Source organism: Leisingera sp. SA32 (assembly GCF_056033425.1).
On sequence record NZ_JBVYHB010000003.1, the window covers coordinates 351,377 to 367,519 of the forward strand.

15 protein-coding genes and 2 tRNA genes are annotated in these 16,143 nt (G+C 64.7%); 6 read left to right on the plus strand and 11 right to left on the minus strand.

Annotated features, from left to right (window positions below; all coding sequences use genetic code 11):
• Nucleotides 1–241: 241 nt before the first annotated feature.
• Entirely contained in the window at nt 242–829 is a 588-nt protein-coding gene (locus tag AC0IPL_RS06840; RefSeq protein WP_474273045.1) for a heme NO-binding domain-containing protein, read from the plus strand.
• Nucleotides 826–1,881 carry a diguanylate cyclase domain-containing protein gene (locus AC0IPL_RS06845; protein ID WP_474273046.1) on the plus strand — a complete coding sequence of 352 codons (1,056 nt, stop codon included), beginning with the start codon at nt 826–828 and terminating at the stop codon, nt 1,879–1,881. The genes AC0IPL_RS06840 and AC0IPL_RS06845 overlap by 4 nt, the downstream gene beginning before the upstream one ends.
• Before the next feature lie 283 nt (nt 1,882–2,164).
• Here the strand turns inward: AC0IPL_RS06845 and AC0IPL_RS06850 are convergent.
• From AC0IPL_RS06850 to AC0IPL_RS06875, 6 genes are all read right to left on the minus strand, one after another.
• Nucleotides 2,165–2,239 (minus strand) — tRNA-Glu (locus AC0IPL_RS06850).
• Between the two features lie 169 nt (nt 2,240–2,408).
• A tRNA-Glu gene (locus tag AC0IPL_RS06855) sits at nt 2,409–2,483 on the minus strand.
• Between the two features lie 104 nt (nt 2,484–2,587).
• A complete protein-coding gene (gene recJ, locus AC0IPL_RS06860; protein WP_474273048.1) occupies nt 2,588–4,327 on the minus strand; it encodes a single-stranded-DNA-specific exonuclease RecJ in 1,740 nt (579 codons plus the stop codon).
• 118 nt (nt 4,328–4,445) lie between these two features.
• The gene (gene glpX, locus AC0IPL_RS06865; RefSeq protein ID WP_474273050.1) at nt 4,446–5,432 is read right to left on the minus strand and encodes a class II fructose-bisphosphatase; all 987 of its coding nucleotides are present in this window, start codon (nt 5,430–5,432) and stop codon (nt 4,446–4,448) included.
• Nucleotides 5,433–5,587: 155 nt separating this feature from the next.
• Nucleotides 5,588–6,874 (minus strand): homoserine dehydrogenase, encoded by a 1,287-nt coding sequence (locus tag AC0IPL_RS06870; RefSeq protein ID WP_474273051.1) that lies wholly within the window; start codon nt 6,872–6,874, stop codon nt 5,588–5,590.
• A gap of 115 nt (nt 6,875–6,989) precedes the next feature.
• The gene (locus tag AC0IPL_RS06875; RefSeq protein WP_474273052.1) at nt 6,990–7,253 is read right to left on the minus strand and encodes a hypothetical protein; all 264 of its coding nucleotides are present in this window, start codon (nt 7,251–7,253) and stop codon (nt 6,990–6,992) included.
• 145 nt (nt 7,254–7,398) lie between these two features.
• On the opposite strand from AC0IPL_RS06875, the gene AC0IPL_RS06880 reads away from it, so the two are divergent.
• Nucleotides 7,399–7,986, plus strand: a complete 588-nt coding sequence (locus AC0IPL_RS06880) for a TetR/AcrR family transcriptional regulator (RefSeq protein WP_474273054.1) — start codon at nt 7,399–7,401, stop codon at nt 7,984–7,986.
• A gap of 30 nt (nt 7,987–8,016) precedes the next feature.
• Here the strand turns inward: AC0IPL_RS06880 and AC0IPL_RS06885 are convergent, their stop codons facing one another.
• Entirely contained in the window at nt 8,017–8,319 is a 303-nt protein-coding gene (locus AC0IPL_RS06885) for an antibiotic biosynthesis monooxygenase family protein (RefSeq protein WP_474273057.1), read from the minus strand.
• Nucleotides 8,320–8,442: 123 nt separating this feature from the next.
• Nucleotides 8,443–9,354 carry a pirin family protein gene (locus tag AC0IPL_RS06890; protein WP_474273059.1) on the minus strand — a complete coding sequence of 304 codons (912 nt, stop codon included), beginning with the start codon at nt 9,352–9,354 and terminating at the stop codon, nt 8,443–8,445.
• Between the two features lie 210 nt (nt 9,355–9,564).
• On the opposite strand from AC0IPL_RS06890, the gene AC0IPL_RS06895 reads away from it, so the two are divergent.
• Nucleotides 9,565–10,779: an adenylate/guanylate cyclase domain-containing protein gene (locus AC0IPL_RS06895; RefSeq protein ID WP_474273061.1), complete on the plus strand. Its 1,215-nt coding sequence runs from the start codon at nt 9,565–9,567 to the stop codon at nt 10,777–10,779.
• A gap of 145 nt (nt 10,780–10,924) precedes the next feature.
• Nucleotides 10,925–11,401 carry a hypothetical protein gene (locus tag AC0IPL_RS06900; protein ID WP_474273062.1) on the plus strand — a complete coding sequence of 159 codons (477 nt, stop codon included), beginning with the start codon at nt 10,925–10,927 and terminating at the stop codon, nt 11,399–11,401.
• Nucleotides 11,402–11,464: 63 nt separating this feature from the next.
• On the opposite strand, the gene AC0IPL_RS06905 is transcribed toward AC0IPL_RS06900, so the two are convergent.
• From AC0IPL_RS06905 to AC0IPL_RS06915, 3 genes are read right to left on the minus strand one after another with little or no spacing between them, the layout of a single operon-like run.
• Nucleotides 11,465–12,082, minus strand: coding sequence for a TadE/TadG family type IV pilus assembly protein (locus AC0IPL_RS06905; RefSeq protein ID WP_474273063.1), 618 nt, complete (start codon nt 12,080–12,082; stop codon nt 11,465–11,467).
• A 6-nt stretch (nt 12,083–12,088) separates the two neighbouring features.
• Nucleotides 12,089–12,625 (minus strand): TadE/TadG family type IV pilus assembly protein, encoded by a 537-nt coding sequence (locus tag AC0IPL_RS06910; protein ID WP_474273064.1) that lies wholly within the window; start codon nt 12,623–12,625, stop codon nt 12,089–12,091.
• The gene (locus tag AC0IPL_RS06915; RefSeq protein WP_474273065.1) at nt 12,622–14,319 is read right to left on the minus strand and encodes a TadE/TadG family type IV pilus assembly protein; all 1,698 of its coding nucleotides are present in this window, start codon (nt 14,317–14,319) and stop codon (nt 12,622–12,624) included. Before AC0IPL_RS06915 ends, AC0IPL_RS06910 begins: the two co-directional genes overlap by 4 nt.
• 333 nt (nt 14,320–14,652) lie before the next feature.
• Here AC0IPL_RS06915 and AC0IPL_RS06920 point away from each other — a divergent pair, with 333 nt between their 5' ends.
• The gene (locus tag AC0IPL_RS06920) at nt 14,653–16,083 is read left to right on the plus strand and encodes a Glu/Leu/Phe/Val family dehydrogenase (protein WP_474273068.1); all 1,431 of its coding nucleotides are present in this window, start codon (nt 14,653–14,655) and stop codon (nt 16,081–16,083) included.
• The last annotated feature ends 60 nt before the right edge of the window (nt 16,084–16,143 follow it).

The following is a 16,143-nucleotide window of genomic DNA, read 5'->3' on the forward strand; positions in this document are numbered from 1 at the left end:
GGCACGCCCGCAGCGTATTCTGGCAAGAAAAATTGATTGGCCTGCGCGTCTGCTGGAGGTCTACGATGGTTCTGCGCAGGCGTCCCACCGGCGCGCGGGGGTAGCAAGAAAATGCAGGGTACGTACAAATGGGCGATGACGTGGCGCAGTCAGGCACAGTCGGCCGGGCAATGCGGATTTGTTGGGGCTTTCTTAACCGGAAGGCTGCAAGACTGGGGCATAGGCAAAGAGAGGCCATTGCATGCACGGTCTGATCAATAGGGCGATTCAGGCATTTGTGACGACCACCTACGGCAAGCCGCGGTGGGAGAAGGTCATGGAAGAAGCCGAACTCGGGTTCACCGAGTTCGAGGCGATGCTTGTGTATTCCGAAGACCAGTCCAGTCGCATGTTGGCAGCGATGGAAAAGGTGCTGGCGCGGCCCTTGCCAGAAATCCTTGAGGACATGGGCACATTCCTGGTCTCCAACCCGCAGGTTGAGGCGCTGCGCAGGTTGTTGCGATTCGGCGGTGTCGATTACGTCGAGTTCCTGCACTCGCTGGATGATCTGCCCGACCGTGCCCGTCTGGCGGTGTCGGACCTGCATCTTCCGGCGCTGGAGCTGGTGGAGCAGGCGCCGGAACAGTTCGAGCTGATCTGCCAGCCCGGCCTGCCCGGCTACGGCCATGTGCTGATGGGGGTTCTGCGGGCGATGGCGGATGATTACGGTGACCTGGTGTTTCTCGACCACAGCGGCCGCCATGGCGGCGCCGAGGTGATCTCGATCACTCTGGTGGTGACCAAATTCGCCGAAGGGCGCGAGTTTGATCTGGGGGCGCATTCTCTATGATGACATTTGAGCAGCTGACGCAGATGGCCGGGATCATCTGCCCGATGTACGTCATCGTCGATGGCAAGGGGCGCATTGTCTCTGCCGGGCCGACGCTGAAGAAATTGCGCCCGGGGCTGACGTGGGAAGGGCGGCGTTTTTTCCGCCTGTTTGATCTGTCGCGCCCGCGCTCCGTGCGCTCGGTCGAGGATCTGCAGCGCACCGCCGGCAGCAAGCTGCATTTGCAGTTCCGCGACGCGCCGCAAACCGGGCTGAAGGGCGTCTGCACACCGCTGCCGGACGGGCAGGGGGGATTCATCAACCTGTCGTTCGGCATCTCGGTGCTGGAGGCGGTGCGCGACTACGACCTGACCAGCGCCGATTTTTCACCCACCGATCTGACCATCGAGATGCTCTACCTGGTGGAGGCAAAATCCGCCGCGATGGAGGCGTCGCGCCAGCTGAACACCCGGCTCCAGGGGGCGATGATCGCGGCCGAAGAGCAGGCGTTTACCGACACGCTGACCGGTCTGAAAAACCGTCGGGCGATGGACCATGTGCTGGGGCGGCTGATCAACAGCGGCCGCGAGTTTGCGCTGATGCATCTGGATCTGGATTTCTTCAAGCAGGTGAACGACACCTATGGCCATGCCGCCGGCGACGCGGTGCTGCAACACGCGGCCCGCATCATGGTGGATTGTACCCGCCAGTCAGACACGGTTGCGCGGGTTGGTGGCGACGAATTTGTAATGATACTCGAAGGGGTCCTGGACCAGTCCCGGCTGGCGTCCATCGCCAAGCGCCTGATCGCGCAGCTGGAGGAACCGGTGGCCTATGGTGGCCATCTGTGCCGGATTTCCGCAAGCGCGGGCACCACCCTGTCCACCTGGCAGGCGCAACCGGACGCGGCGGAGCTGTTGAACCAGGCGGATCTGGCGCTGTACGCGGCTAAGCGGGCCGGGCGGGCGCAGCACTGCTTTTACCGCGAGGGGCTGGAAAAGGAAGAGGCGACTGCGGCCTCCGTACAAGAACCCTCGCTGGCGTCGCCCGGCTCTGCCCCGGCGGCGAAATAACGGCGGCTGCCTAGGGTCGTCAGGCCATCGGGTCGGCGTGAGGCGCGGCGACTGTCCGCGCTACGCCCGCGTGGCTTCTCCCAGGAAAAATCAGAGCGTTTCGGCCTGTGTAGTGGCTTTTGTCTCTGCGCGCGGCACTCGCGATGCGGTGTGACCGCACCGGCTCGACCGTGGCTGGCGCCAACATGGATCAGGAGCTGCAACCGGACGCGCGCCGCCGAAATGGGGCGGCGATATCTAGCGCACATCAAAGCGTCGTGATCATCTGTGTGGTGGGGGGAAGTGGCAGCCCGTAGGGGAATCGAACCCCTCTTTCCAGGTTGAAAACCTGGCGTCCTAACCGATAGACGAACGGGCCACTCTGTCTGTGAGGGGTGTTTACTGATTGCGCCCGATGGGCGCAAGAGGATTTTTTGCTTCGACACAAAGTTTTTGCAGCGGCCTGTTCCCTGAAGTAACGGTATGAAAACGCTCCGAAAAAACACGCATTCACAGTGCGGTTCAGTGCATGTTTTCGAAGGGAAAAGTGGCAGCCCGTAGGGGAATCGAACCCCTCTTTCCAGGTTGAAAACCTGGCGTCCTAACCGATAGACGAACGGGCCACTCTGTGCGTGAGCGGGTGTTTAGTGGCAACCGCTCATGGTCGCAAGGGGAAAAATACGGATTTGTGAAATTTCTTGGTCTCAGCAGTCAACTCTTTGATATTTCACGCTTCTGCCGCATCCTCGAGCCTGAGCTGCGCGCTTTGGCGCCCCCCCCAGGTGTTGACCTCCAGCCGCCCGGCAAAGTGAAACCGCGCGCCGCCATGGTCCAGCAGCCGCGGGCCAAGCGCGGTGTCAAAGGCCCCAAAGCAGATCGCATCCACACCGCCGCCCATACCGTCGCTCAACGACAGTTTCAGGTGGCTTTCGCCCACGCGTTTGGCAAAACGCACCTGAAGATCCGGCAGGGCATATCGCGGCGCCGGGGCCCCGGCGCCATAGGGGCCCGCCTGTTCGATCTGTTCGATCAGCTCGACGGTTGCGGCACCGGGCATCAGGGCCCCGTCCAGCTTCAGGTCGGCGGGACCGCCCTGGCCTGCGCCTTGTTTCTCCAGCAGCTCGCTTAGCCGCGCCATTGCCGGTTCCAGCTGGTCGCGCATCACCGTAAGCCCCGCCGCCATCTTGTGACCGCCGCCCTTGACCAGCAACCCTTCGGCCGCCAACCGCTGGATCGAGGCGCCAAGGTCGACGCCGGAAACAGACCGCCCCGAGCCTTTGCCCTCCTCGCCGTCAAAGCCGATGACAATGGCGGGGCGGTTGGCGGCCTCCTTGAGGCGGGAGGCGACGATGCCGACCACGCCGGGGTGCCAGCCCTCTCCGGCGGCCCAGACCAGTGGCGCGTCCAACCCGCGCTCCTCGGCCTGCTCAAAGGCGGCGGCGCGGACGGCGTTTTCAATGTCGCGGCGTTCGGTGTTCAGCTCGTCCAGCCGTTCGGCCAGGGCGGCGGCCTCATGCGGGTTGTCGGTGGACAACAGCCGCGCACCCAGATCCGCCTTGCCGATGCGCCCGCCGGCGTTGACCCTCGGCCCCAGCAGAAAGCCCAGGTGATAGGTCGAAGGGGCCGAATCCATGCGGCTGACATCGGACAGCGCCACCAGGCCAGGACGGCGGCGCGCGCCCATCACCTTGAGCCCCTGGCGCACCAGCGCGCGGTTGGCGCCAATCAGCGGCGCCACATCCGCCACCGTGGCCAGCGCCACCAGATCCAGCAGCGCCATCAGGTTTGGCCCTTTGGCCCCGGCCTCGCGCAGCTGGCGGCCCGCCTCGACCAGCATCAGGAACACCACGCCAGCCGCGCAGAAATAGCCCAGATCGCCGTCCTCGTCCTGCCGGTTGGGGTTCACCACCGCCACGCAGTCGGGCAGGGTCTCGCCGCCCAGATGGTGGTCCAGCACGATGACATCCGCGCCTTTCGCCGCCGCAATCGGCTCATGGCTGAGGGTGCCGCAGTCGACGCAGATGATCAGGTCATGCGCCGCCGCCAACTGCTGCATGGCGGGCACGTTGGGGCCATAGCCCTCGTCGATGCGGTCGGGGATGTAAAGCGTCGCCTCCAGCCCCATCTGCCGCAGCCAGACCAGCAAAAGCGCGGCCGAACTGCCGCCATCGACGTCGTAATCGGCAAAGACCGCAATGCGCTCCTTGCGGTGGACCGCGGCCAGGAACCGGATTGCGGCCGTTTCCATGTCCTTCATCTCGCGCGGGTCGGGCAGCAGCTCTTTCAGCTTGGGCTCCAGAAACCCCTTGGCCTCCATCGAAGGCACGCCGCGCCGCGCCAGCACCTGGCAGACAGAGCGGGGCAGGCCGGTCTGCTGCGCCATCATCTCCGACGCGCGGTCCACCTCAATACCCGGTCCGACCCAGCGCCGCCCGCTCAGCGATTGCTCAACACCCAGAAAGCTCATCATCCGTCCCCATCTGCCCCAAGGCGCAAAGGCCGGACCCATACGGATCCGGCCCTTCATCTTTCCACAAATACGCCCGCCGGAGGCCGCGGCGCAAGCCGCGTTCTGGCGTTGCGGTTCAGCCCTGGTGCGGCGCCAGCGGCGTGCGGTAGGACATGCGCCGGACGGAACCGGTTTTCGACCGCATCAGCAGCGTGGTGGTTTCGACCCAGCCGGGGGTGCGCTTGATCGAGGGCAGCAGCGAGCCGCCGGTAACGCCGGTGGCGGCGAAGATCACGTCCTGGGTGACCATCTCATCGCGGGCGTAGATGCGGTCCAGATCGGTGATGCCGGCCTTGGCAGCGCGGCCCTTTTCGTCGTCGTTGCGGAACAGCAGGCGACCAAAGATCTGCCCGCCCATGCATTTCAGTGCAGCCGCGGCCAGCACGCCTTCCGGCGCGCCGCCCTGGCCCATGTACATATCGATGCCGGTGATTTCGCTCTCGGCGCAGTGCATCACACCGGCCACGTCCCCATCGGTGATCAGGCGGATCGCGGCACCGGTCTCGCGGACCTCGGCGATCATCGCCTCGTGGCGGGGGCGCTCCAGAATGCAGACGGTGATGTCGGAGGGCGCGCAGCCCTTGGCTTTTGCCAGTGCCTCAACCCGTTCGCGCGGGGACATCTCCAGCGACACCACGCCCTCGGGGTAGCCGGGGCCGATGGCCAGCTTGTCCATGTAGGTGTCCGGCGCGTGCAGCATGGAGCCGCGCGGGCCCATGGCGATGACGGTCAGCGCGTTGGGCATGTCCTTGGCGGTCAGCGTGGTGCCTTCCAGCGGGTCCAGCGCGATGTCGACGCCGGGGCCATTGCCGGTGCCGACTTCCTCGCCGATGTAGAGCATCGGCGCTTCGTCGCGCTCACCTTCGCCGATCACCACCACGCCGGCAATGTCCAGCAGGTTCAGCTGCTCGCGCATGGCGTTCACGGCGGCCTGGTCGGCGGCCTTTTCGTCGCCGCGACCAATCAGAGAGGCCGAGGCCAGCGCGGCCTGTTCTGCGACACGGGCCAGGCCCAGCGACAGCATACGGTCATGAAAGGGCGCGTCAGAGGTGTTCGAGGTCATACCGGAAATCCTGTCTCAACGGGAATGAATTGAAAGGGCGTTGCATGCCGAATAGCGCGGGGCGGGGGCCGCTCGCAAGGGGCGATAGCGCCAGCGGCGGCGGGAAACCACCGCCGCGGCGCTTAAAATCGGGTTTTGCCGACAGTTTCGGCGACTCAGACCTCTTCGATGCGCAGCGCAACGGGGGAGCCGTCGACCACATCGGTGGCGGTCAGCCCCTCCAGCGCGATGTCCAGCGCGGCGCGGGTGCACTTGTGGGTGACGATCAGCACCGGTGCCACCGGCGCCGAGTGGCCGTATTGGCGCATCCGGTCGATCGACACGCCGGCCTCTCCCAGCACCGAGGCGACCTTGGCCAGCGCGCCGGGTTTGTCCAGCAGGGTCATGCGCAGGTAGAAGGCAGCGGGCAGGCCGGTCTGGGCGGCGGGCAGTTCTGACAGGGTGGCAGCGGGCTGGCCAAAGGTGGCAATCCGCAGGCCGCGGGCCAGGTCCAGGACGTCGCCCATCACCGCGCTGGCCGTCGGGCCTTCACCGGCACCGGGGCCGCGCAGCACCACCTGTTCAATCGAGTCGCCCTCGATCACCACCATGTTGGTGCCGCCCTCCAGCTGCCCAAGCGGCGAGGCGGCGGGCACCAGGCAGGGGGACATGCGCTGCTCCAGCCCGCGGGCGGTGCGCTGCGCCACGCCCAGCAGTTTGATGCGGTAGCCCATGTCGGCAGCGGCCTGGATGTCCTCCAGCTGGATGCGCTGAATGCCCTCCAGTTGCACGTTGTCGAAATCCGGACGGGTGCCGAATGCGATCGAGGCCAGCAGCGCCAGCTTGTGACCCGCATCGATGCCGCCCACGTCCAGGTTCGGGTCGGCCTCCAGATAGCCAAGACGGCCGCATTCTTCGAACAGGGCGTTGTAGCCCTGGCCGGTGGCCTGCATCTGCGTCAGGATGAAGTTGCAGGTGCCATTCATCACCCCCATCACGCGGGTGATCTCGTTGCCTGCCAGACCTTCGGTCAGCGATTTGATGACAGGGATCCCGCCCGCCACGGCGGCCTCAAAGCGGATCACCTTGCCTGCGGCCTCGGCCTGTTCGGCCAGCGCCTGACCATGGATCGCCAGCAGCGCCTTGTTGGCGGTGACCACGTCCTTGCCCGCAGCCAGGGCGGCCTCCGTTGCGGCCTTGGCTGCGCCTTCATGGCCGCCCATCAGTTCGACAAAAACGTCCACATCATCGCGGCGCGCCAGCGCCACCGGGTCGGTCTCCCAGGCGTAATCCTTGAGTGAGACCCCGCGGTCCTTGGTCGCATCGCGAGCCGAAACCGCCGAGATCACCACCGGGCGGCCGGTGCGCGCCTCCAGCTGCGCGGCATGGCGGCGGATGATCTTGACCACGCCGATGCCAACCGTGCCCAAACCTGCAATCCCAAGGCGAAGCGGTTCTGTCATAGCTGGAGGTCCTTTGTTCCGAAACGTTCAACCCCGCCTTAGCGGGTTCGGCGCAAGCGTGCAACGTCGAGCGAGAACCGCATTGCCGCGCCAAGGCGCGAATGCCGGGCGCAGATCAGAATTTGGCGTTGCGCAGGGCTTCGGCCCGCCGTTGCAGCCGCGCTGCGCGCGCGTCAAGCCGCTGTTCAAGCTCCTCGTGGGCCTCGGCAGGCGGCGACAGCGGTTCCAGCGTTCGGTCTAGCGGCAGCAGCTGCGGGTAGGCGGCGTTGCGCAAGTCCGGCGTCAGGCGGTCTTCCAGCTCGGGAACGCGGGTGCAGGCGGTCGCGGCGGCTGCAGCCGCAAATGTCAGAATAACCGTGATCCGCGCCGCTGTCCGCATCGTGCTTTCCCCAATTCCTCTGACGGTTCTATGCAGTTGCGCGTATCTGTACAATTGTTTTCGCCCTGCAACAGCTGGCAACGGGCGTATTCGAAAATGGGAATTTCCCTTTTTAATGAACATGCGTTCAGTTATTGTCGCGCCCATGGCACGTACACAGGGTTCCCATTCCGGCATTACCGGCCCCAAGATCCGCAACGCGGCGCTGCGGCTATTTGCCCAGCACGGCTACGCAGCGGTGTCGATGCGCCAGATCGCGCGCGAGGTGGGCGTCCAGGCTGGTGCGCTTTACAACTATACGCCCGACAAGCAAAGCCTGTTGTTCCGGCTGATGGCCGGCCATATGGAGGAGCTGCAGGCGGCCTGGGATGCAGTGCCGCGGGCCGACAATGCGTTGGACCGGCTGCATAATTTCACCGGGTTCCACATCCGGTTCCACTTGGAGCGCCCGGATGCCGTGTTCATCGCCTATATGGAACTGCGCAATCTGACCGAAGAGAATTTTGCCCGCATTGAAGCCCTGCGCCGCAACTACGAAAACGGCGTTGAGGGGATCCTGAAAGAGGGCGTCGCGCAGGGGGTCTTCGACATCTCCGATACCAAGATCGCGACGCTGGCGGTGATCGCCATGCTGAACGGGGTCAACACCTGGTACCGCTCGGAAGGGCGGCTGACCCTGGACGAGGTGGAGCGGGTCTATTGGGGCATGGTGCGCAAGGCGGTCAGTGCCTGAAACGGCTGGCGCGAGGGTCCTGCCGGAGCCTCAGTTCAGCAGGCCAAGCATGTCGAAATGCTCGATGTCGCGGCTCAACACCATCGGGTCTTCTTCGGGCAGCACGTGCGGCTGTTCCCAGTCCTCACCGGCAAAGGCCTGCAGCGCGGCGACGCTCTCCCACACCATCACCACGCAGAAGGTGGCGGGCGTCTCTGCCCGCGGCAGCCCGGCCGTAACCGAGACGAGTCCCGGCTGGCGCCGCACGTGCGGCACGGCGGTGTTGGTCAGGAACTCCTGAAACTCCTTGATCTTGTCGTCGCGGACAGTGGCGCGGAACACCCGGATGATCATGGCTTCCCCCATCAGATTGCTGAACGGGTCGCAGTATAGCACATTCGCATCGGTTTGGCGGTGAAACCGCCCCACCACGAGCCAGTGCCGCGCACAGAACGTGGAGGATGCCGGTTGCCCCGATCAGTGCGCGGGTTTGATAAACGTCCCGTTGCGCAAATCCCGAAAGGCCTGATTCAGCTCGGCTCGGGTGTTCATCACAATCGGTCCGTGCCAGGCCACCGGTTCGTTGATCGGCGCGCCGGAGATCAGCAGGAAGCGCACACCTTCAGGCCCCGCCTGCACGGTGATCTCATCGCCGGTGCCAAAGCGGATCAGGGTGCGATCACCGGACAGATCGCGGATGTTGACCTCCTGGCCCGCAACTTCCTTCTCCAGCAGCACACCCTGCGGCGCGGAGGCATCGGCAAAGGCGGCGGCGCCTTCGAACACATAGGCAAAGGCCCGGCGGTAGGTGTCGATGGGCAGGGTCTTTTTCACGCCTGCGGGAATAAAGACGTCCAGATATTGCGGATCGGCGGCAATGCCGTCTACCGGACCGCGTTTGCCCCAGAACGTGCCGACGATGACCTTCACGCGGGTGCCGTCATCGTCGATGATTTCCGGGATCTCGCCGCCCTGCACGTCCTGATAGCGCGGTGCGGTCATTTTCTGACTTGCCGGAAGATTGCCCCACAGCTGAAACCCGTGCATCTGGCCTTTGGCATTTCCCGTCGGCATCTCCTGGTGCAGGATGCCGGACCCGGCGGTCATCCACTGCACGTCCCCCGCGCCCAAGGTGCCTGCATTGCCGAGCGAGTCGCCGTGTTCCACTGAACCGGCCAGCACGTAAGTGATGGTTTCGATGCCGCGGTGCGGGTGCCAGGGGAAGCCGCGCAGGTAATCTTCGGGCCGATTGTTGCGGAAATCGTCAAACAGCAGGAAGGGATCCAGCTCTGTGGGGTCCTGGAAACCGAAGGCACGGTGCAGTTTCACGCCGGCGCCTTCCGTGTGGGGCTGTGCGGCGCGGGTCTCAAGTATAGGTCTGAGCGACATGGGATGTCTCCGGTTTTCTGTGTCAGGTCAAAGATATGCCTCCGCGGCCTGCGGAAAACCCCCGGCCGGGAACGGGGGCTGTGCGCCGGTGAACAGTGTGCCGCAGCCCGCAGGGCTGCCCGGCCCAACGGGAAGAGCCGCCGCAGGCGGCGCTGACGGGCGGGAGGAAACCCGTTGCCAGCAGGGGCGCCCGGGGCGTAAGGTCGGTCCATGGCCGATATGCCTGCCTCCCTTTGCACACTGCCGTCAGACCGTTTGGACCCCGCGCTGCGGCTGGTCACCTACCTGCTCGGCGAAGCGCGCGACGCCAGTGATGCGGATCTGGTGCTGACGCGCATCGCGTCCCTGATCCGCGACGGTGGCGTCCCGCTGGAGCGCACCAGCTCTATCGTGCCGCTTCTGCACGCCGAGGCCGTGGCCAGCGCCCGGTTCTGGGAATACGGCAAGGGCGCACGCAGTCACGTGTTTCCATTTCAGGTCGGCACCACCTCAGGCTACGCCCAGTCGCCCGCGGCAGAGGTGCATAAGACCGGAGAGTGGGTGTCGCTCTGGCTGCCGCAGACGCCGGACGACCGCTATGGCATCGTGCCGGAGTTGAAGGCGGAGGGCTATGTCCACTATCTGATGGCGCCGGTCTTCATGCGCTGCGGCATGGCCGGGACCTTCAGTTTTGCCACCCGTCGGGCGGCGGGGTTCTCGGCCGGGGATATAGCCTTCCTGCGGGCGGTCTTCCCGGCGCTGTCAGCCTGCCAGGAAATCCTCGCCACCGCCCGCGCCATGCGGGAGGTGCTGCGTATCTATGTCGGCCAGGAACCGCAGCAGCGGATCATCTCGGGCGATGTGCACCGCGGCCAGGTCACGCACATCCGCTCGGTAATCCTCTTTTCGGACATGCGCCGCTTTACGGAGCTGACGGCTACGATGACGGCGGAGCAGGCCACCGGGCTGCTGAACACCTATTACGACTGCGTGGTGCCGCCGATTGAGACCGCTGGCGGCGAAGTGCTGAAATTTGTCGGCGATGGCATCCTGGCGGTGTTCCGTACAGAAGAAGGGGACGCCTTCACCTGTCGTCAGGCGCTGGCGGCTGCGCGCGCGGCGCTGGCACGGGTGCAGGCGCGCCGCGATCCGCCCCGGTTCGAGGTCGGCATCGCCCTGCACGTCGGTGATGTCGGGTTCGGCAATGTCGGGTCTGGCACGCGTCTGGACTACACGGTCGTCGGGCGCGACGTCAATCTGGCCTCCCGCCTGGCGGGGCTGTGCGGCACCCTGGGCGAACCACTGTTGGTCTCGGCCGAGTTCTGCCGCCGGTCTGCGCCGCTGGGTCGGTTGCTGGCCCGCTCGCTGGGACGGCAGCGCATGAAAGGGCTGCGCGTCCCACAGGAAGTCTTCGCGGTGTCGCAGGCTGCGCTCGGCGCGGCCTGACCTCTGCGGCCTGACCCCAGCAGAACGGGCACTTCTGCAACAAATATCAACACCGGGCGCCGCGCGGCGTGGCGGCAGTGCGCAGGGGGCTGTTCCTTGGCGCCGGACCGGTCTATCCCCTGTCCATGATTATTGGGAGCAGGTGATGAACGACGACGTATTGGCAACGATCCAGGCTTCGGCCCCGCGCCGGGTGATGGGCACGGTGATGCTGGGGGCAACCGGCTGCATCCTTGTCTATGTGGCCTTTGCGGCGCCGCCATCCCCGGCCTGGCTGGTGTTTCTGCTGGCGGTCGGCGGCGCGGCGCTGTGGTTGGCCGTGCGGCTGTGGCAGGCCACCGCGCATCATATCGAGCTGACAGAGGAGGCCTTGCGCTGTTCCGACGGGCAGGTCATCGCATCTGTGGCCGAGATCGAGGCGATCGACCGCGGCTTCTTCGCCTTCAAACCGTCGAACGGGTTTCTGATCCGCACCCGCACGCCGGCCCCGCGCAGCTGGCTGCCGGGCCTGTGGTGGCGCTGGGGGCGGCGTATTGGCATCGGCGGCGTGACGCCGGGCCAGCAGGGCAAGGCGATGTCGGAGATCCTGGCGGCGATGCTGGTGCAGCGCGACCACGGCTAGCGCGGAGATAAGGAAACAGCCTGCACGGCTGGTGCGATGCGGCTGACGCCAAGGGCTGCCGCGCTAGTCGGTGCCGCCAGTGCCATCGTCGTGACCGCCGCCCCCGCCGCTGGCGCTGCCCTCAAAGACGACCTGCGGCGCAAAGCGGGGCCGGGTAAAGACAAAGTTGTCGAGTTCCAGCGTCGGCAGGCCCACGTTGAAGGCGGGCTGCATCTCGTTGAAGGTTTCCACCAGGATGACCCGCTCCTGGTCGGGCATCGACGGCAGTTTGTGGGCGACGGTGTTGATGGTGCCGTCGGTCCAGGTGATGTCAGAGGTGCCGCGCACCTCGGACCAGTCGACGTAGTACTTGGCGTCATCGTCGTCCCAGCGGATCACCGAGACCCGCAGCCCCAGCTGTGAATCCTGCCGGACCAGCAGTTGGGTCATTTCGTACATGCTGTTGAGGTAGTCATCGTTGATCGCCGTTGTCTCGCGCGAGATGAGGTCGGAAATCGTATAGGCCGCCTTGAGATTGACGCTGTCGCGGCGAAAGGCGTCAAAGAACGTGTAGATCGCCGCGAACATCCCCAAGAGCAGCGGCACGTAGATCACAAATTCCACCGACACGCTGCCGCTGGTGTCGCGGCGCAGCCGGCGCAGGGCGCGTCCGGGAGGGCTTTGTAGCAGGGCTGTCAGCATGGCGGCTTACCTCGGTTCCTGAACAAATGCGGCGACGGCGGTCAGGCTGATGCGCCCGTCCGCATCCTTGTGCAGGCTCTTGCCCAAGCCCCAGGTGGGCAGCACCGGTTTGAATTTCATGCAGGCGCGGATCAGCATCAGCTCGTTGGACTGGCCGCTGACAAAGCTGCGCACCGGCTGCACGTCCTCGATCCGGTTAATGCAGTCGGGGTCGGGGTCGACCGGGGTCCAGTTGAACGGGTCGACCCGGATCATTTCCAGCCGCAGCGAGGTGGCGCAGTCGTCGATGAAGCCCGAGCGATCGCAGATCGCGTCGCGAAGGTCGTCATGCTGCTGGTTGGCGCCGGTGGTCAGGCGAATGTCGCGCACGGTCTGGTCCAGCGCGCGTTCCAGCTGCGAATGGCGCAGGTTGATCAGCCCCAGCTCCACCGTCGACATCAGCGCCATCAGCAGCGCCGGGATGACGATGGCGAATTCGACCGAGGCATTGCCATCCTCGCGGCGGCGGAAGCGGCGCAGGGCTTGCACGCTGCGCCGGATCATTGGGTCAGCCTCAGCTGGCGGATCGAGGTGGCGATGGAGGCAAAGGCGTCGCTGATTTCCAGCCCTTGGACATCAAAGTAATGCGAGTCGGAGCTGGCGCAGTCCTGCAACACCGCAACGCCGTTGCTGGGGGCCTCGAACCCGATGGTATAGACGATGATGCCCTGATCCTTGGCCGCCTGACAGATGCTGCGGGTGCGGGCGTTCTTGGTCGAATTGCCGTAGGCGTCGTAGACGCCGTAATACCAGGTGTTCCGCGCCGAACTGGTGCCCATCCAGTCACGATAGATGTTGTAGTACAGGTATTTCAGCGAGGTGTAGGCAAACAGATCCGCCCAGTTCAGCCGCTGCGCGCTGCCAGATTCCTGGCGCCAGCTGCACCCGTCACAATTGCGATACCAGGCCTCGCCTGTGCCGAAGGGGTGGTCCTCCCAGCGTGCACCGTAGGGCAGGTGCCAGTAGTAATTTCCATTGGACGGGTTCAGCGTGGAATAGACTTCGGTACCGTCGCTGGCTTCGGTGAACCAGACGTTGGAGTCGCCGTCGCGGTGGTCGCTTTCCACGTAATACTGCGAGGTGTTCTGCCCGTCGGTCATCAGCACGATCACCTTGACCGTCTCGGCGTCGTTGTACTCTGCCGGGCGGGCGGAGAAATCAGCAGGCACCGTGGCGCCTGACCCGGTGGTCAGCGCATTGATGACGGGCCGGGCAGTGGGGTCCAGCAGCGCCGTGCCCCATTTCATACCGATATCGATGGAGGTGTTGCCGCCGGCATCGAAGCTCTGGATGTAATTCTTGAGGACGTTTGCGTCCTTTTGGAATGGCAGGATTTCGCGGTTGGTCTCATCCTCGCAGACCGGCGTGCTGATCAGCCGGGGGCCACTGTTATAATAGGTCCGGTTGTCGCGGCTGGTGCTGTCCCACGGGGTAAAGTGCATCGTGCCCTGTAGCGGCGCGGTGGGGGACAGGGTTGTTGTCTGGAAATCCGAGGCTGAGAAATTCACGCAGCGCGAATGGATGCTGCCGTCCGCGCCCGCTGGGGTGTCGATGTTATAGAGGGTGTACAGCTCTTCGGGCAGAGACACCTGGGTGGCATAGGGGATGATGGAAATCGACATTTTGCCGTCGGTGGTGTTTGCCACCATCGTGTCGATGAAGTCCTTGGCTGCCACCTTGAGGTTGGTCAGCCGGTTGTTGGACCCCATCGAGCCCGAGACGTCCAGCACCAGCGAGATTTCCAGCCCGTCAATGCTTTCCTCCGCGCGTGAGGTGGCAGAGAGCGGCAGCTCATCCACGCCAGCATGGCGCAAAAGGTGGGTCGGGAAGGTGGTGTCGATGGTGGCCTGCACCTTCTTGAAACCGAGCCCGGCTTCCCACCAGGGGGTCTGGTAATATTCCTCCAGCCCTGATTTCGACAGGTAGTCCAGCACCACCGCGTCGGGCGACTTCTGCTGGTCAAGGTCAGCCGCCGCCAGCACCGCGCGGTCCAGCGTGTACTGGAGCAGTGTGCGGTCACGTTCCATTCGCATCAGGTCGACGCCGATACCGCCGACCACCACCATGGCCAGAATGGTGAAACAGGCGGGCGCGGCCATTGCGCCGTCGTCCTGTCGCCGGAAATGGCTGGCTTGGGCCCGGCAGTGCTGCATCAGCGGCGTGGCCAGGACGGTGGAATACATATGGCGCATACTCATCTAAACACCCCCGCCGGCTGCGGAACGGTTCAGCACGGCACTAGACGCGGAATTTATTAATTAATGCCGGGTAAAGGTGGCTGAATTTGGGCGGGAATAGGCCGGAAATGCTTTGATTGTCGCGCCCTGCGACGTCAATCCGTCTCTGGCGGCTGTGTTGTGGGGCGGCTGGCGACAATGGGTTGTTTGCTCAGGGCGAATCGATACGGCGCCGGTAAAAAGGGCGCCATTTGAAGGAGAATGGTCAAAAAGGTCGCACTCCCCAATCTTCTCTGCATAGAGTGGCCCCATCACCGGCAGCGAGTCGGTGTCTGATTACGGAGAGTTTTTGAGATGAGCAGCCGCACAGAGCCGAGCTTCCGCGAGAGCGTGGACCTGATGTTTAACCGGGCCGTATCCCTGATGGATCTGCCGCCGGGGCTGGAGGAAAAAATCCGTGTCTGCAATGCGACCTACACGGTGCGGTTCGGGGTGCGCCTGCGTGGTGCGATGCACACATTCACCGGCTACCGGTCAGTGCATTCCGAACATATGGAACCGGTTAAGGGCGGCATCCGCTATGCCACTGGGGTGAACCAGGATGAGGTCGAGGCGCTGGCGGCGCTGATGACCTATAAATGCGCGCTGGTCGAGGCGCCCTTTGGCGGTTCCAAGGGGGGGTTGTGCATCGATCCGCGTGAGTATGAAGAACACGAGCTGGAGCTGATCACCCGCCGCTTTGCCTATGAGCTGGCCAAGCGCGACCTGATCCACCCCAGCCAGAACGTGCCGGCCCCCGACATGGGCACCGGTGAGCGCGAGATGGCCTGGATCGCCGACCAGTATGCGCGGATGAACACCACCGACATCAACGCCCGCGCCTGCGTCACCGGCAAGCCGCTGAACGCCGGCGGCATCGCCGGCCGGGTCGAGGCGACGGGCCGCGGCGTGCAATACGCCTTGCAGGAGTTCTTCCGCCACGAGGAAGACAAGGCCGCCGCCGGTCTGTCGGGCAAGCTGGATGGCAAGCGCGTCATCGTGCAGGGCCTGGGCAACGTGGGCTATCACGCGGCCAAGTTCCTGTCGTCCGAGGATGGTGCGCGGATCACCGGCATCATCGAACGCGATGGCGGTCTGTTCAGCGCCGACGGCCTCGACGTGGAGGCCGTGCGCAACTGGATCGTCAAGCATGACGGGGTCTCCGGCTACCCCGATGCGCATTATGTCGAGGACGGCACGCTGCTGCTGGAAGAGGAGTGCGACATCCTGATCCCGGCGGCGCTGGAAGGGGTGATCAACCTCTCCAACGCCGAGCGCATCAAGGCGCCGCTGATCATCGAGGCCGCCAACGGTCCGGTGACCGCCGGGGCGGACGAGGTGCTGCGCAAGAAGGGATGCGTCATCATCCCCGACATGTATGCCAATGCTGGCGGTGTGACGGTGTCCTACTTCGAATGGGTGAAGAACCTCAGCCACATCCGCTTTGGCCGCATGCAACGCCGCCAGGAAGAGGCGCGCCACCAGCTGGTCATCGACGAGCTGCAACGCCTTGACGACGTGATGGGCACAACCTGGTCGATGTCGCCCGACTTCAAGGAAAAATACCTCAAGGGTGCGGGCGAGCTGGAGCTGGTGCGCTCCGGTCTGGATGACACCATGCGGGTGGCCTACCAGTCGATGCGCGAGGTCTGGCACGGCCGCGACGACGTCACCGATCTGCGCACGGCGGCCTATCTGGTCTCGATCGATAAGGTGGCCAAGAGCTACCACGCCAAGGGTCTCTGAGCAGACCTGGCAGCAGTTTTGAGCGGGGCGGAGGGGCAACCTTCCGCCCCGTTTGCCTGT